This window comes from Plantactinospora sp. B6F1 (assembly GCF_040120695.1).
Taxonomy (GTDB): Bacteria; Actinomycetota; Actinomycetes; order Mycobacteriales; family Micromonosporaceae; genus Plantactinospora.
The window spans coordinates 1-23,292 of sequence record NZ_JBEEAC010000001.1 but is presented as its reverse complement, the minus strand read 5'-3'; the positions used below and the strand labels follow the sequence as shown (position 1 = coordinate 23,292).

The following is a 23,292-nucleotide window of genomic DNA, read 5'->3' as shown; positions in this document are numbered from 1 at the left end:
TCTCTTCTCCCCTCAGACCGCAGCCGACGCCGCGACCGGCGTCCCGTCCGGCTCGGGTGCCGCGTTCGGCTCGGGTGCCGCGTCAGGCGTCGCGTTCGGCTCGGCTGCCGCCTTCGCCGGGTCCGGTTCGGCGGCCTCGGCGTGCCGGGGACTCCAGGCCGGAATTCCGGCGATGTTCTCGGCCCCGTCGACCCCGATCGTGTTGCCGGTGATCCAGGACGAGTCGGTGCGGGACAGCAGCAGGATCGCCTCGGCGACGTCCTCGGGCCGGGTGAGCCGGCCGTGCGGGTTGGTGGCGCTGGCCTGGGCGACGAACTGCGAGTGCTCCGGGATCCGCTCCAGGGCCGGCGTCACGGTCACCCCGGCGCAGAGGGCGTTCACGGCGACGCCGTACCGGGCGAGTTCGCAGGCGAGCTGCCGGACGTGCGACTCCAGGGCACACTTGGCCGCCGACACCGCGCCGTAGCTCGGCATCACCGAGGTGGCGCCGGAGCTGGTCATCGCGTACACCTTCGCGCCCCGGTGCAGCAGCTTCGCCGCCATCAGCTCCTGCACCCAGTAGACGAGGCTGTGCGCCATCACGTCGACGGTCATCTCCAGGTGCCGCTGGCCCAACGTCCTGTCCCAGCCGGCACGCGGCAGGTACGGCAGCAGCGAACCGAACGCCAGCGAGTGCAGTACGACGTGCAGCCCGCGCGCCCCGGTCAGCTCGGTGATGGTGGGCAGCAGTTGGGCCCGGGCCGACCGGCTGGACGCGTTGACGTTGAAGAAGTGCGCCTGTACGCCGTACCCGCGCAGCTCCGCTTCGAGCGCCTTGGCCGCCTCGGCCCGCTCGCCCATGTCCAGGTGCACGCCGATGACGTTGCCGCCCTCCCGGGCCAGCGCCAGCGCGGTCGCCCGCCCCATGCCGCTGGACGCGCCCAGCAGCAGACTCCATGTGCCTTCCAGGGGAATCAGCATCCCGCGCTCCTATTCGTCGATCCGGCCGTCCGCCAGATCCGGACCATCGCCACGTTTCCGGTGCCGGCCGCCGTGACCAGCAGGCTGTCCCCGTCGGCGGCGCGCAGCCGGTCGGCCAGCCGGAGCATCGGGGTGAGGCTGCCGGCGGCGGGCGGGCCGGCATCCCGCACCGGGCCGACGGCGGCCGGTACCGCACCGGCCACCAGTTCGCTGACCGGCGAGTCGTCCAGCAGCGCGTACACCGGGACCTGGTCGGCACCGAGGTCACGCGCCGCCTCCCGGACCACCGCCGCGGCCCGCTCCCGGACCGCACCGGAGCCGAGCCCGCGCGGCGGCAGTAGCAGGGTCCGGACCGCGCACCGGCCGTAGCCGGTGGCGCCCCGCGCCTCCGCCCGCTCCGGCGGCTCCAGCAACAGCACCACCGCGCCCTCCTCCGGCGCGGCCGCCTCCGGCGCCGGCACCGCCTGCTCCATCGCCCCGGCGAGCAGCAGGTTGACCCGGCCGGCCGCGAACGCCCGCGCGCCGACCTGCATCGACTCCAGGCCGGCGACCAGCGGCGAGGTCAGGGTCAGGCTGATCCCGGTGAAGCCGTGCTCCATCGACAGCCGGCTGGTCAGCACGTTGACCGCCCCGAACGGCGCGGTGACCGGGCTCAGCTCGCCGGCATGCTCGGCGATCACGGTGCGGTCCTGCTCGTCGTGCAGTGCCGCCACCCCGTTGTTGGTGCCGATCACCACACCCCGGAACTCCTCACCGGCGCCGTCGAGGCAGCCACCGGCGTCGTCGAGGGCGTCCCGCCCGGCCACCAGCAGGTACTGGCAGGCGGCCGGCAGGTACTTGTAGCCGCGCCGGCCGAGCCGGGTGCGGACGTCGAACCAGGCACCGGTCGCCGGCCGGTCCACCGGCGGTGCGCAGACGCCGATCCCGGTGACCACGACCTGGCCGGCCGGCGGCATCCGGCCCGGCACCCGGCCGACCGACGGCACCGGAGCCGGCGCGTGGCCGGCGACTCCGACCCCGGTCCCGATCCGGCTCATCCGCCGGCCCCCGCGAGCACCAGAGACACGTTGTTGCCGCCGAAGGCGTAGCCGTTGACCATGACCCGGTCGACGTCGAGCGGGGTGGTCACGCCCTGCGGCAGCCAGACCCGGCACTCCGGGTCCTGCTCGGCGATCGGCACGTTGGGCGGCACGGTCCGGTGCCGCAGGATCAGCGCCGCCGCCACCGCGGCGACCGAGGCCGCCGCGCCGCCGGTGTGCCCGATCAGCGCCTTGAGGCTGTAGAGCGGCACGTCGGGACCGAGCACGTCGTTCAGGGCCCGGCCCTCCACCACGTCGTTGAGCTGGGTACCGGTGCCGTGCGGCAGGACGCAGCCGATCCGTTGGTCGGCACCGCCGGAATCCAGCGCCGCCCGCATCGCCCGGATGATCTGGGTGCCCGCCGGCTCCGGTGCGGTCAGGTGGTGGGCGTCGCAGGTCCAGCCGGAGCCGGACAGCGTGGCGTGCACCGTCGCGCCCCTGACCCGGGCGTGCTCCGCCGACTCCACCACCAGGGCGCCGGCGGCCTCGCCGAACGACGTACCCCGGCGGTGCAGGTCGAACGGGCGGCACCGGACCGGGTCCACCGCCCCCATCCGGTTGAAGCAGGCCAGCATCACCCGGCTGTACGCGTCCGCCCCGACCGCCAGCACCACGTCCGCCTCGCCGGACCGGACCAGGTCGGCCGCGGCCCCGAGGGCGAAGCCGCCGGCCGCGCAGGCGTTGCTGATCGTGGTCGCGACGCTCAGCGGCCCGAGCCGGTCGGCGATCTCCGAGGCGACGCCGAGCGCCGAGGTGAACCGGGCGGCCGGCTTGCCACCGTCCGCCCGCCACTGCTCGTGCAGGCTCGCGTCACCCATGCAGGTGCCCAGGGCCAGGCCGGTCCGGGACCCCGCCGACGCCGGCCCGCCCAGCGGCAGGCCGGCGTCGGCGATGGCCTCGTCGACCGCGGTCAGCGCCAGCCGGGAGGTCCGGGCCAGCGCCTGCGACTGCGCCGGCAGGTCGGCGTCGGCGACGCACTGCACCGCCGGCACGTCCATGTTCGCGTACGGGTCCGGCACCGGACCCGGGTCGGTAACCGGTGCCGCCATCATCGCGTCCCAGAGGGCGCGCGTACCACTGCCGTGGCACGTGACGACACCGAGGCCGGTGATGGCGACGCCGGTCATCGACGCGTACTCGGGGCAGCCGGCGCACCTTCCAGCGCGCCGGCGAGACGGTCGTCGAAGTCCACCAGGCTCCAGTCACGACGGTTCTCGATCACCGCGTACCCGTGGGTGATCCTCCCCGTCGCGGTCGGCACCAGGATGCCGTCGCGGAGGACGTAGCAGTCCATCCGCGAGGTGTAGGTGAGCCGCTTGAAGACGTTCTCGACGGTGAAGACCGTGTAGAGGTCCTCCTCCATCCGCGCCTCGTCGAGGATGGTGATCCGGGAATGCGGCACCACCGGGATCCAGTCCTGCTCGTCCAGCAACCGCTTGATCGAGACGCCCCGGTCGGCCAGGAAGAGGTCGACGACCTCCTCCATCTGCCGCAGGTAGCCGGACATCTGCATCCGCTCGGTGAAGTGGCAGTAGAAGTACGGGATCCGCCACTTCCAGGCGTACGCGTTGCGGCCGGCGGTGAGTCCGGCCAGCAGGTCGCCCTCGGGTGCCGGGCCGGCGGCGGCCGGCCGGGTCACCTTGACCGGCGACTGACCCAGCCGCGACACCGCGTACGGGGCCAGCTCGGCCGGCACCTGCTGTGCCGGGTGCCCGTGCGGGTCGATGCGCAGCTCCACCCGGACCTTCGCGCTGACCGCCTTGATCGGCGGGGTGCCGTCGACCGAGATCTCCACCGCGAAGGCGAGCGCGTCCCCGGGCAGCGGCCGGACCTCGGCCGTCGCCACGTCGTCGATGTGGAAGGCGTGGGTGATCCGGCTGTCGATGTCGACGATGTCGACGCAGAGGCCGTGCCGCTCGTACAGCCCGCCGGGCGCGAAGCCGCGCTGCCGCAGGTGGTCGAGGACGGCCTCCTCGACCAGGTAGTTGACGTGCTTGAAGCCGATCCAGGTGCAGATGTTGGACCCCTCGTACCGGGGCCGCAGCTCCACACGGGTCACTCCGTCCCCGGCCGGTTCGGAGACGGGACGGGGTGCCAGGGTCGTCGAGTTCACGTGCGCTCCAGGTGTGTGTCGAGGATCGGTTCCGGGTGTGTGTCGGGGGGCGACAGCGGGAGGGCGAAGTCCGCCACCAGGGCGGCGAACCGGTCGGGGTGCTCCGCCATCGGGAAGTGGCCGCAGCCGGGAAGCAGCGCGTACCGGCCGGCGGGTGCGGCGTCGGCCAGCGCCCGACCGTCGCCGGGCCGGGCCGCGAAGTCGCCGTCGCCGGAGACCACCAGCAGCGGCAGCGGCAGGTCGGCGACGGGCAGGAACGGGGTACGCAGGTACGCGTCGAAGAAGCGCATCCAGCCGTACGGGCCGATCCGCTCCCGGACCCGCTCGCCCATCGCGGCGCGTACCTCGGCGGGCAGCCCGGCCGGGGCGCTGACCCGGATCCCCTCCTCGAGGATCCGGTGGAAGTCGTTGAGGTAGAAGTCGATCGCCGCCCAGTCGAAGTCGGCGGCGGCCGGCCGGTAGAAGGGCGAGACCAGCACCACCGCCCGGGGCAGCGGCACTCCCGCCGTGGCCGCCGGGGCCATCGCCGGCCGGACGCTCTCCGGCGCCGTCTCCGCGCCGGTCGGGGCGAGCAGCTCCAGCAGGGTGTTCGCGGCGAACGAGTGCGCCACCACCAGGTCGGCGCCACCGTCCACCCCGGCCAGCGCCTGCGCCACCGCGCCGGTGGCGTCGGCCCGGTGGCTCCAGCCGTTGTCGCCGACGCTCGCCCACGGCAGCTCGACGTCCCACAGCTCCAGCCACTCCGGCGCCCGCGACTCGAAGCGGTCCCAGATGGCCCGGCTGCTGCCGAGGCCGTGCAGCAGCAGGGTGCGCACCGGCCGGGTGCCGGCACCGGACCGCCGGCACCGCACCGGTACCCCGACACCGCGCGGTACCGCCCGGTCAGCCCGGACCCCGAGATCATGGTCGGCGTCCGCCCTCGACGGCGCGTAGGTGCTCATCACCGGCCTCCACCCGCGGTGAGCAGCAGCGCGGCCGCCGCGTCCGAGCCGTCGCCGTCGGCGCTGGCCAGTACGGCACCCCGGTCGTGCCCGTTCAGCCAGGCGGTGCCGGCGACGCACTGGAGCACGCCGAGCGCCCCGGAGCAGTGCCCGTGGTCGGCGGTCAGGTCGTGACTGCTCCGCTCGGTCATCCCGGCCGGGCCGCCCACTCCGGCGCCGAACCACATGTCCACCGGTCGCGGGTCGGTACGCCGGACCGCCGCCACCGCCGCCGGCTGGTCCGCCTTGCGGGCGTACGGGCCGAGTTCGGCGAGCGCCTCGACGCCCCGGTCCCGCACCGCCGCCGCCGACTCCAGCACCAGCGCGGCGGCGCCGTCGAAGAGCCGGGGATCGTCCTCGCGGTTGGAGCGCCCGCCGCTGACCAGGTGGCGGACCGGGTCGTTCGCCGGCTCGACCCCGACCACCAGCACCCGGTCCACCCGGCCGGCCCGCACCAGCAGCCGGCCCCAGTTGACCGCGTCCAGCCCGGAGGTCGACCCGTTGCACATGGTCAGGTTGGCGCCGCGCAGCCGGAACCAGATCGCCAGCCAGGACGCGATCACGTTGCTGGCGGTGGCCGGTAGCGCCATCGGGCTCAGCCCGACGTACGTCTCCGCGGCGATGGTCGAGACCGTGTCGCAGATCGTGTCGACGTTGCCGTAGTTGGAGCTGACCACCACGCCGACGGTCTCACCGGGCACGGTCAGGCCCGGGTCACCGAGGAGTCCGGCGTCGGCCAGCGCGTCCCGGCCGGCACAGAGCGCGAGCCGGGTGGCCCGGTCCTTGTAGCGCAGCCCCTTGCCGGTCAGCCGGCGCGCGGGGTCGTCGGAGTCGCCGCCGGCCGGAGCACGCCGGAGCAGGTCGTCGGGGCCGGCGATTCCGGAGACCGCCACGCCCACCCCGCTGACCACCACGTCGGCCGGAGCCATCAGGACACCTTCTCCACGATCGCGACGGCGTTCAGCCCGCCGAAGCCGAACGAGTCCACCTGGGCGACCCGCAGGGTGGCCAGCTCGGCGTGCTCGCGTACCAGTCGGAAGCCGTCGACCTCGTCGATCGGGTTGTCCAGGCCGAGGATCGGCGGTATCACCCCGGAGCGCAGCGTCTCGACCGCGACCACCAGGCTGTGCAGCCCGGAGGCGCCGGCCGTGTGCCCGGTCATCGACTTGATCGCGGTCATGTACGGGGTGGGCGCCACCCCGGAGAAGACCTCCCGGACGGCCTGCGCCTCGGCCTCGTCGTTCAGCGCCGTACCGGTGCCGTGCAGCATCAGCAGGTCGACGTCGGCCGGCTCCACCCCGGCCCGCCGGTGCGCCTCCCGGGTGACCAGCGCGATGCTCTTGGCGTCCGGCGCCGACGGGTGGTAGGCGTCGCAGTTCATCGCCACGCCCCGGACCCGGGCGTGCCGGTGTCCGGCGCCGGGCCCGTCCGCCTCCCGGCGCAGCACCACGGCGACCGCGCCCTCGCCCTGGAGCATTCCCCGGCGGTCCCGGTCGAACGGCCGCACCCGCTCGGGCGCCTCCGGGTAGCAGCGGTCCAGCAGCCCGTAGGTGCTCTCGGTGATGGTGTCGACCCCGGCCACCACCACGGTCTCGGCGGCACCGAGCTCCAGCAGGTCCGTGCCGAGCCCGAGGGTGTAGAGCGAGGCCGAGCAGGCGTTGGCCACCGTGTGCGTGTTGGTGGCGCCGAACCTCTTCCGCAGCACGGTGCCGAAGTGCAGGTCGCGCACGTCGAACGGCACACCGTCGCGCCAGCTCAGCTCGACCGAGCGCAGTTCGCGCAGCGTGGTGCCGATCAGCACCGGGATGTCGCCGAGGTCGTCGTCGAGCCCGGCGTCGGCCAGCGCGGCGGCTACCGCCCGCTCCAGCCACCGGCTGGCCCGCAGGGTTTCGTCACAGCCGGGCCCCGGCCGGTCGTCGATCTCGTACGCGTGCTGCGCCCGGTACCGGCTGCGGTCGAAGCCGCGCAGTTCGGCCAGCCCGCTGTAGCCGGCGCAGAGCGAGTCGAAGAACTCGACGGTGTTGCCGCCGATGCTGGCCACCGTGCCCATCCCCACCACCAGCGCGGTCATGCCGTCCCCACCTCGTCGTACCGGCCGAGGATCAGCACCGCGTTGTTGCCGCCGAAGGCGAGTGCGTTGTTCTGCACCACCCGCAGGTCGGCGTCCCGAGCCACGTTCGGCACGCAGTCGAGCCCACACTCGGGGTCGGTCTCGACGTGGTTGATGGTCGGCGGGATGAACCTGTGGGTGATGGCCAGGGCGCAGGCGGCCGAGGCCAGGGCGCTCGCCGCACCCATGGTGTGCCCGATCATCCCCTTGATCGAGACGGTGCGCGGCGGGCGCTGCCCGAAGACCTGCCGGATGGCGCCGGCCTCGGTCACGTCGTTCGCCTTGGTCCCGGTGCCGTGCGCGGAGATGAAGTCGATGTCGCCGGGCTTCACCCCGGCGTTGCGGTGGGCCAGCTCGATGCAGCGGGCGATGCTGTTCTGGTCCGGCGCGACCGGGTGGTACGCGTCGCAGTTGAGCCCGTAGCCGAGCACCTCCGCGTAGATCCGCGCGCCCCGGGCCCGCGCCGAGTCGAGGCTCTCCATCAGCAGGATGCCGGCGCCCTCACCGGTGAGGATGCCCTTGCGGTCGCGGTCGAACGGCTGGCACGCCTCCGGGGCGATGGTGCCGAGCCGGTAGAAGCCGGTGAAGGTCTTCCGGCACAACGCGTCGGCGCCACCGCAGAGGGCCAACTCCACGTCGCCGCTGCGGATCGCGTCGAAGCCGTACCCGACCGCGTAGTTGCCGGCCGCGCAGGCGGTCGGGATCGTCACCGCCTCGACGTCGGTCAGCCCGAGTTCGGCGACGATGCTGGAGGAGAGGCGACCGGCGGGGACCCGACGCGTTACGACCGGGTCGAAGTGCTCGGCGCCCCGGTCGACCTGGACCCCGACCAGTTGGTCGAGGTCGTGGGACTCACCGTCGGTGGTCCCCACCGACACCAGCGCGCGGCGGGACCGCAGCGCGTCGACGGAGATGCCCGCGTCCGCGACCGCCATGCCGGCGGCGGCGGCCGAGAGCTGGCTCGCCCGGCCGAGCTGCGCCGGGTCGACGTGATGCAGCCAGCGGGCCGGGTCGAAGTCGGTGATCTCGCACCCGTTGGCGTGCGCGAACCCGGTCGTGTCGAACGCGGTGATCGGCTTGACCCCGCTCCGACCGGCCCGCAGCCCGGCGAGAAACTCCTCGACCCCGATTCCGATGCTGGTCACCACGCCGAGCCCGGTGACGACCACCCGGCGGGGCGATCGAGCATCGCCTGGCAGAACGCTCATCATCGCGCCTCACTCACCTGTAGTCTTCCGACCCGACTTCGCCGTCCGCGCGGCGTGCTCAGGCGTTCGCCGCCTCGCCGACGACGGCGTAAACGCCCTGCAGATTCACCATTCGGCTCAGTTCCGCCTGGTCGATCGTGACGTGCAGATTCCGCTCCAGCGCCGCGAGAATTTCGATCGCGAGCAGTGAGTCCGCACCGTGGTCCTCTTTGAAGAGACTGGTCTCGGTAACCTCGTCGGCGTCGATTTCCAGAATCTCGCAGACGATCTCCTTGACCTGCTCGCGGTCGATGTCGGTGCTGGTCGGGGTCGTGCTGGTCATGTCGCCTCCAGAAACGGCTCGGAAGAGTTAATGTCTCGATGGCTAGCTCTGGCTGGTGGCGCCGTGCGCCTCATCGCCCGATACCGTTTGCCGCCTCCGCCGTCTGGCGGCACCATCGGATCGCGGTACTGTCCCGAGTGTGTGAGCCGCGACTATATTTCTCCTATATGGCGACGGGCGGTCCGCCATATAGGGACCGATCGCCGGGGCACCCCGCGCCGGAAGGTCGGTAACTCGCGGGCGGTCACCGCCCGGGCCTGCCTATCCTTGGCGACGACATGCAGACGCCACCGCCCGCCCCTGCCGTACCCGCCGCCGACCTTCCCGCGCTCCGACGCCGGCTGCCGGAGTTGATGTTCCGCGACCAGCGCCGGCTCCAGCGCCGGGTGGACGGGCTGGCCAAGATCCGTGATCTCGGGCGGCGGCAGGCGGCGACCGCCGAGATCGCCGCTGAGATCGACACGGCGGAGCAGCGACTCGCCCACCGCCGGGCCGCCGTACCGGTGATCACCTATCCGGCCGGGCTGCCGGTCAGCGACCGTAGCGACGACCTGCTCGCCGCGATCCGGGACCACCAGGTGGTGATCGTGGCCGGTGAGACCGGCTCCGGCAAGACCACCCAGCTGCCGAAGATCTGTCTGGAGCTGGGTCGGGGCGTCCGGGGGCTGATCGGGCACACCCAGCCGCGCCGGCTGGCCGCACGTACCGTGGCGGACCGGATCGCCGACGAACTCGGCACCGAACTGGGCGGGGTGGTGGGCTACAAGGTCCGCTTCACCGACCAGGTCGGGGACGGCACGCTGGTCAAGCTGATGACCGACGGCATCCTGCTCGCCGAACTCCAGCAGGACCGGATGCTGCGGCAGTACGACACGCTGATCATCGACGAGGCGCACGAGCGCAGCCTCAACATCGACTTCATCCTCGGTTACCTCCGGCAGCTGCTGCCCCGCCGGCCCGACCTCAAGGTGATCATCACCTCGGCGACCATCGACCCGGAACGGTTCGCCCGGCACTTCGCCTCCGGCGACCAGCCGGCGCCGGTGCTGGAGGTCTCCGGCCGGACCTATCCAGTCCAGACCCGGTACCGGCCGCTGGTCGAGCTGGCCGACGGCGAGGACCCGGACGACGACGGGGAGACCGTACGGGACCAGATCCAGGCGATCGGCGACGCGGTGCAGGAGCTGGCCGCCGAGGGCCCCGGGGACATCCTGGTCTTCCTCAGCGGAGAACGGGAGATCCGGGACACCGCCGACGCGCTCGGCAAACTGGTGCAGAATCGCCCGGCCCTGCGGGACACCGAGATCCTGCCGCTGTACGCCCGGCTCTCCACCGCCGAACAGCACCGGGTCTTCCAGCCGCACCGGGGCCGCCGGGTCGTGCTGGCCACCAACGTCGCCGAGACCTCGCTCACGGTGCCCGGCATCAAGTACGTGGTCGATCCCGGCACGGCCAGGATCTCGCGCTACAGCCACCGGCTCAAGGTGCAGCGGCTGCCGATCGAACCGGTCTCCCAGGCATCGGCGAACCAGCGCAAGGGGCGCTGCGGGCGTACCTCGGACGGGATCTGCATCCGGCTCTACGACGAGCCGGACTTCCTGTCCCGGCCGGAGTTCACCGATCCGGAGATCCTGCGCACCAACCTCGCCTCGGTCATCCTCCAGATGACCGCGATCGGGCTCGGCGACATCGCCGCCTTCCCGTTCATCGACCCGCCGGACAAGCGCAACATCGCCGACGGGGTCAACCTGCTGCGCGAGCTGGGCGCGCTGGAGGAGACCGGCGAGCAGACCGGGCATCGCCTCACCCCGCTGGGCCGCCGGCTGGCGCAGCTCCCGGTCGACCCCCGGCTGGCCCGGATGGTGCTGGAGGGCGAGCGCAACGGCTGTGCCACCGAGGTGTCGGTGATCGCCGCCGCCCTCTCCATCCAGGATCCCCGGGAGCGACCCGCCGACCGGCAGGCCCAGGCCGACCAGGCGCACGCCCGGTTCACCGACAAGGAGTCGGATTTCGCCGCCCTGCTCAACCTCTGGCGATACCTCCAGGAGCAGCAGCGGGCGCTGTCCTCCAGCGGATTCCGCCGGATGTGCAAGGCCGAGTACCTCAACTACCTGCGGGTCCGGGAGTGGCAGGACATCCACGCTCAGCTCCGCCAGGTGCTCCGGAGCACCGGCGAACGCCCGGCCGACGGCCGTGCCGGTCGGGGTCGGCGCGGCGGCGGGCCGGCGGCCGACGGGACCGCCCGCGCCGGCCGACCCGATCCGGGTACCCCGACCGAGGTGGCCGACGGCGCGACCGCGGAGAGCATCGACACGGACCGGATCCACCAGTCGCTGCTCGCCGGGCTGCTCTCGCACGTCGGGCTGAAGGAGACGCAGAAGAACGAGTACCTCGGGGCTCGCGGGGCGAAGTTCGCCCTCTTCCCGGGCTCGGCGCTGTTCCGCAAGCCGCCGCGTTGGGTGATGGCCGCCGAACTGGTCGAGACGTCCCGGCTCTGGGGCCGGGTCGCCGCCCGGATCGAGCCGGACTGGGTGGAGGCGCTCGCCCACCATCTGGTCAAGCGAAGCTACAGCGAGCCGCACTGGGAGAAGAAGCAGGCCGCGGTGATGGCCTTCGAGAAGGTCACCCTCTACGGCATCCCGCTGGTCAGCGGCCGGAAGGTCAACTTCGGCCGGATCGACCCGACGCTGAGCCGGGAACTGTTCATCCGGCACGCACTGGTGGAGGGCGACTGGCAGACCCACCACCGGTTTTTCGCCGACAACCGGGCCCTGCTCGACGAGGTCGAGGAGTTGGAGCACCGGGCCCGCCGCCGGGACATCCTGGTCGACGACGAGACGCTGTACGCCTTCTACGACCAGCGGATCCCCGCCGAGGTGGTCTCCGGCCGGCACTTCGACGCCTGGTGGAAGAAGACCCGCCGGGACCGGCCCGACCTGCTCACCTTCGACCGGCAGATGCTTGTCAACGAGGGACGGGGCGGCGTCGACGCGGCCGACTATCCCGACGAGTGGCACTCGGAGGGGGTGGCGCTGCCGCTGACGTACCGGTTCGAGCCGGGGGCGGAGACCGACGGGGTGACGGTGGACATCCCGCTGCCGATGCTCAACCAGGTCGACCCGGAGAGCTTCGACTGGCAGGTGCCGGGGCTGCGCGAGGAGCTGGTGGTGGCGCTGATCCGGTCGCTGCCGAAGGCCGTACGCCGCAACTTCGTCCCGGTGCCCGACTATGCCCGGGCGGCGCTGGCCTCGATCACCCCCGGTCGGGAGCCGCTGCTGGACGCGCTGACCCACCAACTGCGCCGGATGACCGGGGTGACCGTGCCCCGGGACGCCTGGGACCTCGACCGGTTGCCGGCGCACCTGCGCCCCACCTTCCGAGTGGTCGGCGAGGAGCGGCAGACCGTCGCCGAGGGCAAGGACCTGCCGGCACTGCAACGGCAGCTCACCACCCAGGTACGCCGGATGGTGGCCGCGGCCGCGCCGGACGTCGAGCGTTCCGGGCTGCGGGAGTGGAGCATCGGCACGCTGCCGCGCTCGATCGAGCAGGACCGGGCCGGCTACCCGGTGACCGCCTATCCGGCCCTGGTCGACGAGGGCGACAGCGTCGGAGTACGGGTCTTCGAGACCGCGGCCGAGCAGGGCCGGCAGATGTGGGCCGGTACCCGACGGCTGCTCCGGCTGACCCTCGGCTCGCCGCAGAAGTTCGTCTCGGGCCGGCTCTCCAACGAGGCGAAGCTGGCGCTGAGCCGCAATCCGCACCGCAACGTGCAGGACCTGCTCGACGACGCCGCCGACGCGGCGGTGGACAAGCTGCTCGCCGAGGCCGGTGGGCCGGCCTGGGACGCCGAGGGTTTCGCCGCGCTGCGGGACCGGGTCCGGGCGGAGTTGGTCGACACCACCTTCGAGGTCGTCGACCGGGTACGCCGGGTGCTCGCCGCCGCGTACGCGGTCGAGCAGCGGCTGGCCCGGACCAACAACCTGACCATGGTGGCGGCGCTGGCCGACATCCGGGCCCAGCTCTCCGGGCTGGTGCACCGGGGTTTCGTCACCGAGACCGGTTACGCCCGGCTCGCCGACCTGCCGCGCTATCTGACCGCGATCGAGCGCCGCCTCGATCGGCTGCCGCAGAACCCGCAACGGGACCGCGACCAGCAGGCCCGGATCGCCCAGGTGCAGCAGGAGTACCGGGAGATGGTCGACGCGCTGCCGCCGGCCCGCCGGGGCGACGACGCGGTACGGCAGATCCGCTGGATGATCGAGGAACTCCGGGTGAACGTCTTCGCCCAGGCCCTCGGTACGCCGTACCCGATCTCGGAGCAGCGGATCTACCGGGCGATGGACGTCGCCGAGGCCGGCTGAGTCGCGCCGGTCGCACCGCCCGGCGGGTGGCGAGTAACACAGCCATTCCGGCCCTGACCAGTTGGAATGTCGGGGCCTGGGTTGGCTAGGCTGATCACCGACCATCCAGAGCGACCGAGAGACCTGGCTCGTCGACGTCGCAGCAACCCCCCAATGCGGGTGCGGGTGCTACCGCCAGGAGCGATGGAGGTTTCGCAGTGCGCAACATCCGAGCCGGGCGGACGAGCCGGCTCAGCCGGCTCCATGTCACCTGGCACCGCTGGCGTCGACACGTCGACCTCTGCCGGACCAGCACCATGCTCTGTCGGGCCTCGGACTGATCGCGACCGCCGGTCGGCGGTAATCCGACCACCCCGTCAACACCCCCTGAGCGACGCAGTCGCCGTACTGTCCGGGACCGGTTGGGCCGGTCGGGACAGTCGTCGGCCCGTCGTCGCCGGATATTTACTGGAGTTTCAGCACAATGCGTATCAATACCCTCGCCACCCGCCTCCTCTCCGGGGTAGCCGCCGTCGCGCTGCTCGGCGTGGTCGCCGCCTGCGGCGGCTCCTCCTCCGCCGACGCCGCCGACAACCCGTACGACCTGCTGCAACCCGGCACCCTGCGGGTCGGCACCCTGACCGACGCCCCGCCGAACGTCTATCTGAGGGACGGCAGGTTCACCGGCTTCGACAACGACCTGATGACCGCCGTCGCCGGCAAGCTCGGCCTCAAGGTCGAGTTCGTCGGTACCGAGTTCTCCGCGCTGCTCGCCCAGGTCAACACCCACAAGTTCGACGTCGGCTCGTCGTCGATCACCATCACCGACGCGCGGAAGAAGACCGTCGACTTCACCAACGGGTACGACTTCAGCTACTTCGGCCTCGACGTACCGGCCGGGTCGCCGATCAAGAGCTTCACCGAGCTGAAGGGCAAGCGGGTGGTCGTGGTGCAGGGCACCGTGCAGGACGACTACGCCACCAAGGAGGGTCTGGACCCCGTCCGGGTACCCGACTACAACGGCGCGCTCAACCTGCTCAAGGCGAAGACCGCCGACGCCTGGATCGCGCCCGCCGAGATCGGTGAGAAGTCCGCGCAGGAGAGTGGCGGCAAGGTCGTACTGGCCGAGAAGCGGCTCGGCTCGGAACCGACCGCGTTCGCGGTGGCCAAGGGCGCCAACGCGCTGCGCGAGGCGCTGAACTCCGCACTCGACCAGGTGATCGAGGACGGCACCTGGACCCGTCTCCAGCAGCAGTACTACCCCGGGCGGCCGGTGCCGGAGAGCTTCAAGCCGGGCAGCGGCACGGTGACGTACCCGCCGGTCAACGCCGCTGCGACGAGCCCGGCGGCCACCCCGGCGAGCTGACCGGGCCAGCACCGCAGACAGCCGTCGGCCGGCCGCCCCGCGCGGCCGGCCGACGCCTACCGGATCCGAGACAGGCGAGGCGATGGAGACCCTGGCGACGCTGTGGGAGATTTTCTTCGACTGGGAGTCGATGCGCGAGGCGCTGCCCGAGATGCTCACGGTCGGGCTGCCCAACACGCTGCTGCTGGCGCTGCTCTCCGCCATCGTGGGGACGCTGCTCGGCATGCTGCTCGCGATGGCCGGGCTGTCCCGGAGCCGGTGGCTGCGCTGGCCGGCCCGGGTCTACACCGACGTGTTCCGGGGACTCCCGGCCGCCGTCACCATCCTGCTGATCGGGGTCGGGCTGGCGCCCCTCGGGCTCGCCTGGTGGGGCCCCAACCCGTATCCGCTGGGCATCCTGGCGCTGTCGCTGATCGCGTCGGCGTACATCGGGGAGATCTTCCGGTCCGGCATCCAGAGCGTGGAGGCCAGCCAACTGGAGGCGACCCGGGCCCTGGGCCTGTCGCACAGCGCCGCCATGCGCCTGGTGATCATCCCGCAGGGCGTACGCCGGGTCCTGCCGGCCTGGGTCAACCAGCTCATCGCACTGATCAAGGACTCCAGCCTGGTCTACTTCCTCGGCCTGGTGGCCAGCCAGCGGGAACTGTTCCGGATCGGCCAGGACCACGCCGCGAACACCGGCAACGAGTCGGCGCTGCTGCTCGCCGGGCTGTTCTATCTGGCCATCACCGTGCCGCTGACCCACCTGGTCAACTGGGTCGACCGGTGGCTGCGGGACGGCCGGGCCGGCGGCCCGGAACCCGACGAGGACGATCCGGTGGCGCTGGCCGGCGAGACCGCGCTACCGGCGGGTGGGAGGGGAACCCAGCATGCCTGAGTCTGTCACTCCGACGGTGTCGGCCCGGCCGGACGGGGCAGGCCCCGGATACGAGTCGGTCAGCGTCGCGACCCGGGACGTCCATCTTGCGTTCGGCCGCAACCAGGTGCTGCGCGGCATCGACCTGCAGGTCGGCCGGGGCGAGACCGCCTGCGTGATCGGCCCGTCCGGCTCCGGGAAGTCCACCCTGCTGCGGGTCGTCAACCGGCTGCTGGAGCCGGACCGGGGCGACGTACTGCTGGACGGCGTGAGCGTGCTCGACCAGGACCCGGACGCGCTGCGCCAGCGGATCGGCATGGTCTTCCAGCAGTTCAACCTGTTTCCGCACATGACGGTGCTGCGCAACGTCACGCTCGCGCTCCGGCAGCTCAGGAAGCTCTCCCGGGACGAGGCCACCGAGCTGGCGCTGCGCCAGCTCGACCTGGTCGGGCTGCGGCACAAGGCGGACGTCCGACCCGGCCGGCTCTCCGGCGGACAGCAGCAGCGGGTGGCCATCGCCCGCGCGCTGGCGATGTCACCCCGGGTGATGCTCTTCGACGAGGCGACCTCGGCGCTCGACCCCGAACTCGTCAAGGGCGTGCTCTCGCTGATGGCGGACCTGGCCGGCCAGGGCATGACGATGCTGGTGGTCACCCACGAGATGAGCTTCGCCCGGCAGGTCGCCGACCAGGTCGTCTTCCTCGACCGGGGCCGGGTGGTCGAGGCCGGCCCGCCCGCGCAGGTCTTCGAGGACCCGCGCAGCGCTCGGCTCGGGCAGTTCCTCTCCCAGGTCCTCTGAGTTTGGCTCCGTCCCGGGTGCCGTCCGAGCTGTCCCGTCGCTCCGTCCCGGGTGCCGTCCGAGCTGTCCCGTCGCTCCGTCCGGGGTGCCGTCCGAGCTGTCCCGTCGCTGCGCACCGGGTGCCGGCGGGTCAGCCGCGCGGCCTGACCGGCAGCGCCGACAGGCCACGGAGCAGCAGGCTGGACCGCCAGCCGATCTCCTCCGGCGGCACCGCCAGGCGCATCCCGGGAAACCGGCGGGCCAGCGCGCCGAAGGCGATCTGCCCCTCCAGCCGGGCCAGCGGTGCGCCGAGGCAGTAGTGGATGCCGTGCCCGAAGGCGAGATTGGGCGTCGGCGGGCGGTCCAGGTCCAGCCGGTCCGGCTCGGCGAACCGGTCCGGGTCCCTGTTCGCCGACAGCAGGGCCACCAGCACCGACGCGCCCTCCGGAATGGTCCGGCCGCCCAGCTCGACCGGCTCCATCGCGGTCCGGAACGAGGCGTTCTGCACCGGGCCCTCGTAGCGAAGCACCTCGTCGATGATGCCGGGCAGCAGCTCCGGCTCGGCCACCACCCGGGCCCAGTGCTTCGGCTCGGCCAACAGCAGCAGCATGCCGTTGCCGATCAGGTTGACGGTGGTCTCGTGCCCGGCGATCAGGAAGAGGTAGACCATCGAGACGAGTTCGTCGTCGGTGAGCCGGTCCCCCTGCTCGTGCACCGCGATAAGCGCGGAGAGCAGATCGTCGGCCGGCCGGGCGCGCTTGGCCGCCAGGAGCGTACGGATGTAGCCGACGATCGCGGTCAACGCGGGCGGCAGTCCGGCGGGGTTCATCGGGCCGGTGACGATCGCATCCGTCCAACGGCGGAAGTCGGCCTGGTCCTCGGCCGGCACCCCGAGCAGCTCGCAGATCACCTGGATCGGCAGCGGGAAGGCGAAGCTGTCGATCAGGTCCACCTCTTCGGCGTCGGCGATGCCGTCGAGCAACTCTTCGGCCAGCTCCTCGATCCTGGGGCGCAGCGCGGCCACCCTGCGCGTGGTGAACGCACCGGAGACCAGCCGCCGCAGCCGGGTGTGGTCGGGTGGGTTCAGCGCCAGCATGTGCCGGCCCACCGCCCGGGCCACATCGTCGGGGAGCATCCCGCGGTAGGTGAACCCGCCGGCCGAGGTCGCCTTCGCCAGCCGTGGGTCGCTCAGCGCCCGCTGGGCGTCCTCGTAGCGGGTGACGACCCAGGCGGTGGCACCGGTCGGCAGCGTGATCTGCACGACCGGGCTGTCCCGGCGCAGCTCGGCGAGGACCCGGTGCAGATCGGCGGCGGTCCCGAACGGATTGGCGATGGTCGACATTCGTCTCCCCCAGACGACGAGTGGACGGCCCGGCGGCCGGAGCGGATCCGGGGTCCCTGCCATGCTGCCACCGTCCGCGCCGGACGCGGTAACCCGGCTATCCGGCGGCCGTGTGCCGGGGTGCGCCGCCGCCGCTGAGACCCCGGGCGTCCGGGCGCGTGCAGAGCGGGTACCCGTCGAGGGCGCCCGCTACGATCTTGGGCATGGCGCTGCTGCACCGGGCCACACTGCATCCCGGCAAACTCGAACTCCTGGCGGACTGGCTGCCCGGCCGGCGATGGTACCGGGGCCCGGCCCCCGCCGACGTCGTCCGGGTCGCGAACTTCCGGCTCGACGACCCGGACGGAGCGGTCGGGATCGAGACGATGCTGGTCAGGTCCGGTGACGGGCCGGTACACCAGGTCCCACTCACCTACCGCGACGCACCCCTGCCCGGCGGCGACGAGTGGCTGATCGGCACGGCCGAGCACTCGGTGCTCGGCCGCCGCTGGGTGTACGACGCCTGCGGCGACCCGGTCTACGCCAGCGCGCTGGCCGCCGCGATCGTCACCGGCGGCGGCCAGGCGGAGGAGTTCTTCGAGGTCGACGGCGTACGCGATGTCCGCGAGCCGAGCATGACCGTGACCGGCAGCGGCACCCCGGACAGCGTCCTGCCGCCGGTACGCGTGGTCCGCCGGGTGGTCGAGGACGAACCGACGACCATCGTCACGGACGCCGTGGAACTCGCCGTCGTCCGCCGCCCCGGAAGCGGAGACGGCGGGCTGAACGGTGCCATGCCGACCACCGCCGCGCTGACCGGCACCTGGCCCGGCCAACCGACCCCGGTACCGCTCGCGTACGCCGTACTGCGCTGAGGCCGGACCGTCCACTCAGTGGCCGACGATCCGATCGGACCTGAGCGCCGTCACCCGGCGCACGGGTCGACTTCCGGCTACGTCGTGCCATCGGCGTGCGCGACACTTCCGCTGGTACGCCGGGCTGTGCTGGTCGTCCGTCCTTTGATCGTTACGGTCGAGACGATGGCCGCACGGCCGGAGTCGGAAGGGGTGGATGGTGGAGGGCCGGGATGAGCTGATCGGTGGGTTGGTGGAGGAGATGCCGCGCTACATCTCCGCCGCGGTGAGATTTCAGGTCGCGGTCGCCCATCAGCTCGACATGTCGGTTTCCGACGTGCACGGGCTGGCCGCACTGTTGGAGACCGGACCGGCCGGGGTCAGACAGCTGGCCGAGCTGATGGGCATGACCACGAGTGCGGTGACCCGCCTCGTGGACCGGCTCGAACGCGGCGGATATGTGCGGCGGGAGCCTGATCCGGCGGACCGTCGGCGGGTCGTGATCCATGTGGTTCCGGAGCGGGTCGGGCAGGTCGCGGAGTACTACGAGCGGCTGAACGTTCGCTGGCAGCGGCAGATCGGCCAGTACTCCGACGCCGAGTTGCGGTTCCTGCTCGAGTTCCTGCGGCAGGGGCGTCAGGACGCCCGGGCCGAGACCGTCAATCTGCGCGCCGGGGGCCGGCAGCATGCCACCCGGGGGCGCCGGGTCCTGCGACCACCCTCTGACGGGTCCCCGGAGAGCGGTAAGGGAGCACCCTGATCTACCCCGGATAGCTGCTGTGAGAACTTGCTGCTTGCAGCAGCGACCCGGTTGACTGGTTGGCGGACGGCAGGAGCCGTCGCTACTTGTCAATGGAGGTGGAGAGTCGTGCACGTGCGAGGCTTCCGGTTCGGTCAGTTCGTCGTCGCGTCGGTCGCGGTCATTGCCGTGGCCGGGTTGGCGGCGTGTGGCTCGGACAACGACCGAGACCGCGACAGGTCGGTGCCACCCCCAGCGAGTACCGGTACGGGGGCGGTGACCGGAGCCGACGAGACCGAGGTTCGAGGACTGCTCGACAAGATCAACGAGGCGTGGGCGCGGGGCGACGCCACCGCGTACGCCTCGCACCACACCGCCGACGCCGATCTGATCGACTTTCGCGGCATCCATGCAGCCGGCCGGCAGGCGATCGTCGACCTGCTTCAGCCCGCGTTCGACAGCGTGCTGAAGAACAGCAAGGTCGAAGCGCGGATCGTCGACCTGCGCTTCCTCTCCGCCGATGTCGCGATCTTCCACACCAGGGGCAAGATCGTTCCCATGGGTGAGGACTCGATCCAGACCTTCGTGGCCACCAAAGGCCCCGACGGCTGGCTCATCGCGGCCTTCCAGAACACCCGGGTCCAGGCCGGCGGGTAAGGGTGTGCCGCAAATCGACGCTGGCCTGCCAGGTCGAGCGGCTCCATCACCGCCAGGTGTGCACAAGATCGCCGGTCCCGGTTCTGCTCGCTGAACCTCCACCGGAGACCTCGCCGTAGCACGACCTCCCACCCGGCAGACCCGCACGCCAGTTCGGACCCGGGCGCCGACTTCGACATACGACTCAGCGGCGACCGAGCAGTTCGGCCACCCTCAGGAAGCCGTCCGCGCCGTGGCCGAGCCCGATCACCCGGCGAGTGAGCCCCTCGACCGCCCGCATCACGCTCGCGTCGATCCCGTGCGCCTCGGCGGCGTGCACGACGTGTGACATGGTCGAGGCCGCCGAGGTGATCGGGTTGTCCGCGCCGGAGTAGCTGCCGTCCTCGACCTCCGCCGCCGTCTGCTCGAAGATCGGCGGCAGTATCTCACCGATGCCCATGGCGAAGGGCGCCAGTTCCCGCGCGGTGATTCCCTCCGCCCGGGCCACCGCGAGTGCGTGGGCCCAGCCCGCCATCGAGGTCCAGAAGATGTCGAGCAGGGCGAGGTCGTACGCCGCCGCTCGGCCGATCTCCTCGCCGACGTGGGTGTGGGTGCCGCCCAGCCTCTCCAGCACGGGCCGGTGCCGCCGGTAGAGGTCGCTCGGACCACTGTGGATGAAGACCCCGTCCGGGGTGCCGATGGTCGTGGTCGGCGTCATGATCGCGCCGTCCAGGTAGTCGATGCCGCGCTCGGCCGCCCAGGCCGCGACGTCCCGTGCCCGGTCAGGTGTGTCCGCGCTGAGGTTCGCCACCGTGCGACTCTCGAGCGCGTCCGCGACGGCACCGGCCCTAAGGATGGTCTCCACCGCGTCGTTGTTCACCACGCAGACCACGGTCAACCCGCTCGCGGCGACCGCCTCCGCCGCCGAGCCTGCGGCGACCGCGCCCCGCTCGACCAGGGCGGTTTCCCGGCCCGGGGTCCGGTTCCAGACCGTGGTGGACAGGCCGGCGTCCAGGAAGGCGCCGGCCAGGGCCCGGCCCATCGGTCCGAGACCGAGTACCGTGACAGCGGACTGTTCGGGGTGCGAGGACATAGCGATACTCCTGAACTTGTGCAAAATGGGGTAAAGAGGACGCAATGACACGCAGCCGAGCCCGGGATCTGAACGTCTGCGGGGTGACCGCCGCGATCGCCGTGATCGACGGCAAGTGGAAGACTTCGCTGCTCTGGCTGCTGGAATCCGGCCCGCACCGCCCCGCCGAGCTACGCCGACGGCTGCCGGGCCTCACCGAGAAGGTGCTGACCCAGGCGCTACGCGAGATGGAGAGCGACGGGCTGGTGCACCGGGAGGTGCACGATGTGTTGCCGTTGAAGACCGTCTATTCGCTGACCCCGTTCGGCCGTGACCTGGCCGAGGCGGTGGCGCCGCTCTCCGACTGGGGGCACCGCCGCCTGGAGAAGCTCGCCGCCGCCCGGTCGGCCTCCTGAAACAGACCGTCGACCTCCTCTCGATCCGGATCCGGCGGCCCGTTCGACCGCCCACACCCAGGCTCGCCCGGCGCGCTCCGGCCGACAAGTACGCACAAGAAAGTGGCTACCCCCGGCACGCGGACGGCGGCCCCGCCTACGGCTCCGGCGGGGCCGCCGAGCGCTGCGCTGGCACGCGTCACGCCGCCGACGTCCCGTGCTTCAGCGACGCCGTGAAGGTCGCCCAGGCGGCCGGACGGAACGCGAGCACCGGCCCGGACCGGTCCTTGCTGTCCCGGACCGCGACGACGGCGCCCAGGTTGTCGGCAACCTCGACGCAGTTGCCGTTCGCACCCGAACGAATGCTCGTACGCCAGACGGCATCGGTCAGGTCAGAGTCGTACATCTTCTTCACCTCCTTCCGTCAATCCCGCTCGGCGGCACGGGCGATCAAGCGGATCGAAGCCGCCGGATTGAGCGCTGCCGCGCGTAGGTGTTCGAAGAGGTCCGTGTAGCTGGCGATGTCGGCGTCACGTTCAAGGAACAGGGCGTTGACGCGGTTCTCGATGTAGACCAGATCCGAATCCGCCGGATCCGGAAAACTCATGATCGCGAATGCGCCGTACATGCCCGGGTGCGCGCCGACCTCGTAAGGGCAGGACCTGCACGGTGATGTTGGGCAGCTTGGTGAGCTTGGCAAGGTGTTGCAACTGGTCGCGCATCACTTCCGCACCGCCTACCTTGCGGTGCAGGACGCTCTCGTCGAGGATCGCCCACACTTTGAGCGGCTCGGCCTTGCTGATCGTCTCCTGGCGCCTGAGTCGCGCCTCGACTCGCCTTTCGACCTCCTCCTCCGTTCCGTTCGGCAACAGTCCGGCGGTGACGGCTCGGGCGTACGCCTCGGTCTGGAGCAGGCCGGGGACGAAGAGCGACTCGTAGTTGCGGACCGACTGGGCCTCGGACTCGAACGAGATGTAGGTGCTGTACTCGTCGGGCAACTGGTCCTCGTACGCTTGCAACCATCCCAACTGCCCGGCGTCCTTGGCGAGTGCGACCATTTCGAGCCGGCGCTCCGGATCGGTGACGCCGTAGACGTCGAGCAGCCCGAGCAGGGTTCGGCGCTGGGGTCGGGCCCGCGCGGTTTCGAGCCGCCAGAGGGTGGCGGGATTCATGTGGGTCCGTTCGGCGACGTCTTCCCGGGTGAGGCCGGCGCCGTGTCGCAGTGCGCGGATTTCCGCCGCCAGTCGGCGCAGTCTGACGGTCGGCGGTTGTTTTCGGGCCGCCACGTTCACGCTCCTTCGCTCCTCTCCAGTCTCATGTGGCTTGCGTTTGCAAGGCAATGGAAAAGCGGCGCGATATGAACAGAACGTCCACTCGCAAGCCTTGCGTTCGTGCATGGCGCTCCAGCCCGCGCACCTTCCCCCGCTGGGGCGCGTCGTGGCCACCTCCGCCCCTCGGGCGGATGGCCCGCAACCGGGATGCCGGGCAGAACGTCTGGCGGCAACCAGTTGCCCGGCATCCCTGCACTCAGGAGGTCGCGATACTGCTGCGTCTGTTCTGCACGGTGGTCGGCTGCACACTGCTCGGCTTCCTCGTCGGCCTTTTCGCCTTCAGGGTCAAGTCCCGTTGGTGTCCACGCTGCGGCACGACCACCTCCGAACTGGCCGGCCAGCATCGCGCCCGGCCCTGATCGGACCGCCCCGGCCCGGCAGAAAGAAGAGCTCGTGAGCCTGGAGGAACTGACCCGCAAGGAGCCGTTCTACGCGGCTATGCGGCTGCTGACCGAGAAGCACCACGCAAGCCGACCAGCGCTCGTAGAGACTGTCAGAGGGTGCGTAGCAGCGCTACCTGTAGCTTCGCCACCACCATGCTCGACGCCGACGTCAGCCTGCGCGACGTGCAGACTCGCACCGGCTGTCGTGCGGCCCACCGGCGTCCGCGAGCCAGCATAAGAAATATGACGCAAGGTGTCAGGTTTTGGGTGGAGCATAGTTTCATCGGTCGGCGCCGGTACTAGTACGGCAGCCGCCAATTGCTAGTTGACCAGGGCGTAGTCCCGGTTCAGCCGTGCACGTTGGTGGAACCAGCGTGCACGGGCCTGGTGACGGCGGCGCCAGTTGAGCCAGTGTGTGTCGTGGCCGGGCGGTTTCGGGTGTTGGAGGG

22 protein-coding genes, 1 pseudogene and 1 riboswitch are annotated in these 23,292 nt (G+C 71.7%); of the genes and pseudogenes, 10 read left to right on the top strand and 13 right to left on the bottom strand.

The window, feature by feature from the left end; genetic code table 11:
• Positions 1 to 12: 12 nt before the first annotated feature.
• From ABNF97_RS00115 to ABNF97_RS00075, 9 genes are read right to left on the bottom strand one after another with little or no spacing between them, the layout of a single operon-like run.
• Positions 13 to 960, bottom strand: coding sequence for an SDR family oxidoreductase (locus ABNF97_RS00115; RefSeq protein WP_349337213.1), 948 nt, complete (start codon positions 958 to 960; stop codon positions 13 to 15).
• Complete coding sequence (locus tag ABNF97_RS00110; protein WP_349337212.1) at positions 954 to 1,997, bottom strand: beta-ketoacyl synthase N-terminal-like domain-containing protein; 1,044 nt, start codon at positions 1,995 to 1,997, stop codon at positions 954 to 956. Before ABNF97_RS00110 ends, ABNF97_RS00115 begins: the two co-directional genes overlap by 7 nt.
• On the bottom strand, positions 1,994 to 3,166 hold the full coding sequence (locus ABNF97_RS00105; protein ID WP_130462511.1) for a beta-ketoacyl synthase N-terminal-like domain-containing protein: 1,173 nt from the start codon (positions 3,164 to 3,166) through the stop codon (positions 1,994 to 1,996). Before ABNF97_RS00105 ends, ABNF97_RS00110 begins: the two co-directional genes overlap by 4 nt.
• Positions 3,163 to 4,152: an acyl-CoA thioesterase family protein gene (locus ABNF97_RS00100; RefSeq protein WP_207230489.1), complete on the bottom strand. Its 990-nt coding sequence runs from the start codon at positions 4,150 to 4,152 to the stop codon at positions 3,163 to 3,165. The genes ABNF97_RS00105 and ABNF97_RS00100 overlap by 4 nt, the downstream gene beginning before the upstream one ends.
• Positions 4,149 to 5,093 carry an alpha/beta fold hydrolase gene (locus ABNF97_RS00095; RefSeq protein WP_349337211.1) on the bottom strand — a complete coding sequence of 315 codons (945 nt, stop codon included), beginning with the start codon at positions 5,091 to 5,093 and terminating at the stop codon, positions 4,149 to 4,151. The genes ABNF97_RS00100 and ABNF97_RS00095 overlap by 4 nt, the downstream gene beginning before the upstream one ends.
• Positions 5,093 to 6,061, bottom strand: a complete 969-nt coding sequence (locus tag ABNF97_RS00090; protein WP_349337210.1) for a beta-ketoacyl synthase N-terminal-like domain-containing protein — start codon at positions 6,059 to 6,061, stop codon at positions 5,093 to 5,095. The genes ABNF97_RS00095 and ABNF97_RS00090 overlap by 1 nt, the downstream gene beginning before the upstream one ends.
• Entirely contained in the window at positions 6,061 to 7,203 is a 1,143-nt protein-coding gene (locus ABNF97_RS00085; RefSeq protein ID WP_349337209.1) for a beta-ketoacyl-[acyl-carrier-protein] synthase family protein, read from the bottom strand. Before ABNF97_RS00085 ends, ABNF97_RS00090 begins: the two co-directional genes overlap by 1 nt.
• A complete protein-coding gene (locus ABNF97_RS00080) occupies positions 7,200 to 8,453 on the bottom strand; it encodes a beta-ketoacyl-[acyl-carrier-protein] synthase family protein (protein ID WP_349337208.1) in 1,254 nt (417 codons plus the stop codon). The genes ABNF97_RS00085 and ABNF97_RS00080 overlap by 4 nt, the downstream gene beginning before the upstream one ends.
• Before the next feature lie 55 nt (positions 8,454 to 8,508).
• Positions 8,509 to 8,772, bottom strand: a complete 264-nt coding sequence (locus tag ABNF97_RS00075) for a phosphopantetheine-binding protein (protein ID WP_130462507.1) — start codon at positions 8,770 to 8,772, stop codon at positions 8,509 to 8,511.
• Positions 8,773 to 9,050: 278 nt separating this feature from the next.
• Between ABNF97_RS00075 and hrpA the strand changes: the two genes are divergently transcribed.
• From hrpA to ABNF97_RS00050, 5 genes are all read left to right on the top strand, one after another.
• A complete protein-coding gene (hrpA, locus tag ABNF97_RS00070) occupies positions 9,051 to 13,133 on the top strand; it encodes an ATP-dependent RNA helicase HrpA (RefSeq protein ID WP_349337207.1) in 4,083 nt (1,360 codons plus the stop codon).
• Positions 13,134 to 13,231: 98 nt separating this feature from the next.
• Positions 13,232 to 13,323, top strand: a riboswitch (SAM riboswitch).
• Between the two features lie 7 nt (positions 13,324 to 13,330).
• Positions 13,331 to 13,453, top strand: a complete 123-nt coding sequence (locus ABNF97_RS00065; protein ID WP_349337206.1) for a hypothetical protein — start codon at positions 13,331 to 13,333, stop codon at positions 13,451 to 13,453.
• Between the two features lie 143 nt (positions 13,454 to 13,596).
• Positions 13,597 to 14,478 (top strand): ABC transporter substrate-binding protein, encoded by an 882-nt coding sequence (locus tag ABNF97_RS00060; RefSeq protein WP_349337205.1) that lies wholly within the window; start codon positions 13,597 to 13,599, stop codon positions 14,476 to 14,478.
• An 82-nt stretch (positions 14,479 to 14,560) separates the two neighbouring features.
• On the top strand, positions 14,561 to 15,355 hold the full coding sequence (locus tag ABNF97_RS00055; RefSeq protein WP_349337204.1) for an amino acid ABC transporter permease: 795 nt from the start codon (positions 14,561 to 14,563) through the stop codon (positions 15,353 to 15,355).
• On the top strand, positions 15,348 to 16,133 hold the full coding sequence (locus ABNF97_RS00050) for an ATP-binding cassette domain-containing protein (RefSeq protein WP_130462503.1): 786 nt from the start codon (positions 15,348 to 15,350) through the stop codon (positions 16,131 to 16,133). The genes ABNF97_RS00055 and ABNF97_RS00050 overlap by 8 nt, the downstream gene beginning before the upstream one ends.
• A gap of 130 nt (positions 16,134 to 16,263) precedes the next feature.
• Here ABNF97_RS00050 and ABNF97_RS00045 read toward each other — a convergent pair whose 3' ends face one another.
• Positions 16,264 to 17,454: a cytochrome P450 family protein gene (locus ABNF97_RS00045; protein ID WP_349337203.1), complete on the bottom strand. Its 1,191-nt coding sequence runs from the start codon at positions 17,452 to 17,454 to the stop codon at positions 16,264 to 16,266.
• A gap of 203 nt (positions 17,455 to 17,657) precedes the next feature.
• On the opposite strand from ABNF97_RS00045, the gene ABNF97_RS00040 reads away from it, so the two are divergent.
• The 3 genes from ABNF97_RS00040 (at position 17,658) to ABNF97_RS00030 (ending at position 19,683) form a co-directional block, all read left to right on the top strand.
• Complete coding sequence (locus ABNF97_RS00040; protein ID WP_349337202.1) at positions 17,658 to 18,308, top strand: CG0192-related protein; 651 nt, start codon at positions 17,658 to 17,660, stop codon at positions 18,306 to 18,308.
• A gap of 196 nt (positions 18,309 to 18,504) precedes the next feature.
• The gene (locus ABNF97_RS00035; RefSeq protein WP_349337201.1) at positions 18,505 to 19,047 is read left to right on the top strand and encodes a MarR family winged helix-turn-helix transcriptional regulator; all 543 of its coding nucleotides are present in this window, start codon (positions 18,505 to 18,507) and stop codon (positions 19,045 to 19,047) included.
• A gap of 108 nt (positions 19,048 to 19,155) precedes the next feature.
• On the top strand, positions 19,156 to 19,683 hold the full coding sequence (locus ABNF97_RS00030) for an SgcJ/EcaC family oxidoreductase (RefSeq protein WP_349337200.1): 528 nt from the start codon (positions 19,156 to 19,158) through the stop codon (positions 19,681 to 19,683).
• A 184-nt stretch (positions 19,684 to 19,867) separates the two neighbouring features.
• Here the strand turns inward: ABNF97_RS00030 and ABNF97_RS00025 are convergent, their stop codons facing one another.
• A complete protein-coding gene (locus tag ABNF97_RS00025; protein ID WP_130462498.1) occupies positions 19,868 to 20,755 on the bottom strand; it encodes an imine reductase family protein in 888 nt (295 codons plus the stop codon).
• A 44-nt stretch (positions 20,756 to 20,799) separates the two neighbouring features.
• Between ABNF97_RS00025 and ABNF97_RS00020 the strand changes: the two genes are divergently transcribed.
• A complete protein-coding gene (locus ABNF97_RS00020) occupies positions 20,800 to 21,150 on the top strand; it encodes a winged helix-turn-helix transcriptional regulator (RefSeq protein ID WP_130462497.1) in 351 nt (116 codons plus the stop codon).
• A gap of 178 nt (positions 21,151 to 21,328) precedes the next feature.
• Here ABNF97_RS00020 and ABNF97_RS00015 read toward each other — a convergent pair whose 3' ends face one another.
• Entirely contained in the window at positions 21,329 to 21,535 is a 207-nt protein-coding gene (locus ABNF97_RS00015; protein WP_349337199.1) for a DUF397 domain-containing protein, read from the bottom strand.
• 18 nt (positions 21,536 to 21,553) lie between these two features.
• Positions 21,554 to 22,421 (bottom strand): annotated as a pseudogene (locus ABNF97_RS00010) (helix-turn-helix domain-containing protein).
• Positions 22,422 to 22,591: 170 nt separating this feature from the next.
• On the opposite strand from ABNF97_RS00010, the gene ABNF97_RS00005 reads away from it, so the two are divergent.
• Complete coding sequence (locus ABNF97_RS00005; RefSeq protein ID WP_349337198.1) at positions 22,592 to 22,819, top strand: hypothetical protein; 228 nt, start codon at positions 22,592 to 22,594, stop codon at positions 22,817 to 22,819.
• Positions 22,820 to 23,292: the final 473 nt, after the last annotated feature.

Bases quoted from the DNA above. Each gene is read 5' to 3' on its own strand.
- ABNF97_RS00115 (WP_349337213.1), bottom strand. From the start codon at position 960: ATGCTGATTCCCCTGGAAGGCACATGGAGTCTGCTGCTGGGCGCGTCC.
- ABNF97_RS00110 (WP_349337212.1), bottom strand. From the start codon at position 1,997: ATGAGCCGGATCGGGACCGGGGTCGGAGTCGCCGGCCACGCGCCGGCT.
- ABNF97_RS00105 (WP_130462511.1), bottom strand. From the start codon at position 3,166: ATGACCGGCGTCGCCATCACCGGCCTCGGTGTCGTCACGTGCCACGGC.
- ABNF97_RS00095 (WP_349337211.1), bottom strand. From the start codon at position 5,093: ATGAGCACCTACGCGCCGTCGAGGGCGGACGCCGACCATGATCTCGGG.
- ABNF97_RS00090 (WP_349337210.1), bottom strand. From the start codon at position 6,061: ATGGCTCCGGCCGACGTGGTGGTCAGCGGGGTGGGCGTGGCGGTCTCC.
- ABNF97_RS00085 (WP_349337209.1), bottom strand. From the start codon at position 7,203: ATGACCGCGCTGGTGGTGGGGATGGGCACGGTGGCCAGCATCGGCGGC.
- ABNF97_RS00080 (WP_349337208.1), bottom strand. From the start codon at position 8,453: ATGATGAGCGTTCTGCCAGGCGATGCTCGATCGCCCCGCCGGGTGGTC.
- ABNF97_RS00075 (WP_130462507.1), bottom strand. From the start codon at position 8,772: ATGACCAGCACGACCCCGACCAGCACCGACATCGACCGCGAGCAGGTC.
- hrpA (WP_349337207.1), top strand. From the start codon at position 9,051: ATGCAGACGCCACCGCCCGCCCCTGCCGTACCCGCCGCCGACCTTCCC.
- ABNF97_RS00060 (WP_349337205.1), top strand. From the start codon at position 13,597: ATGCGTATCAATACCCTCGCCACCCGCCTCCTCTCCGGGGTAGCCGCC.
- ABNF97_RS00055 (WP_349337204.1), top strand. From the start codon at position 14,561: ATGGAGACCCTGGCGACGCTGTGGGAGATTTTCTTCGACTGGGAGTCG.
- ABNF97_RS00050 (WP_130462503.1), top strand. From the start codon at position 15,348: ATGCCTGAGTCTGTCACTCCGACGGTGTCGGCCCGGCCGGACGGGGCA.
- ABNF97_RS00045 (WP_349337203.1), bottom strand. From the start codon at position 17,454: ATGTCGACCATCGCCAATCCGTTCGGGACCGCCGCCGATCTGCACCGG.
- ABNF97_RS00040 (WP_349337202.1), top strand. From the start codon at position 17,658: ATGGCGCTGCTGCACCGGGCCACACTGCATCCCGGCAAACTCGAACTC.
- ABNF97_RS00035 (WP_349337201.1), top strand. From the start codon at position 18,505: ATGGTGGAGGGCCGGGATGAGCTGATCGGTGGGTTGGTGGAGGAGATG.
- ABNF97_RS00025 (WP_130462498.1), bottom strand. From the start codon at position 20,755: ATGTCCTCGCACCCCGAACAGTCCGCTGTCACGGTACTCGGTCTCGGA.
- ABNF97_RS00020 (WP_130462497.1), top strand. From the start codon at position 20,800: ATGACACGCAGCCGAGCCCGGGATCTGAACGTCTGCGGGGTGACCGCC.
- ABNF97_RS00015 (WP_349337199.1), bottom strand. From the start codon at position 21,535: ATGTACGACTCTGACCTGACCGATGCCGTCTGGCGTACGAGCATTCGT.
- ABNF97_RS00005 (WP_349337198.1), top strand. From the start codon at position 22,592: ATGGCCCGCAACCGGGATGCCGGGCAGAACGTCTGGCGGCAACCAGTT.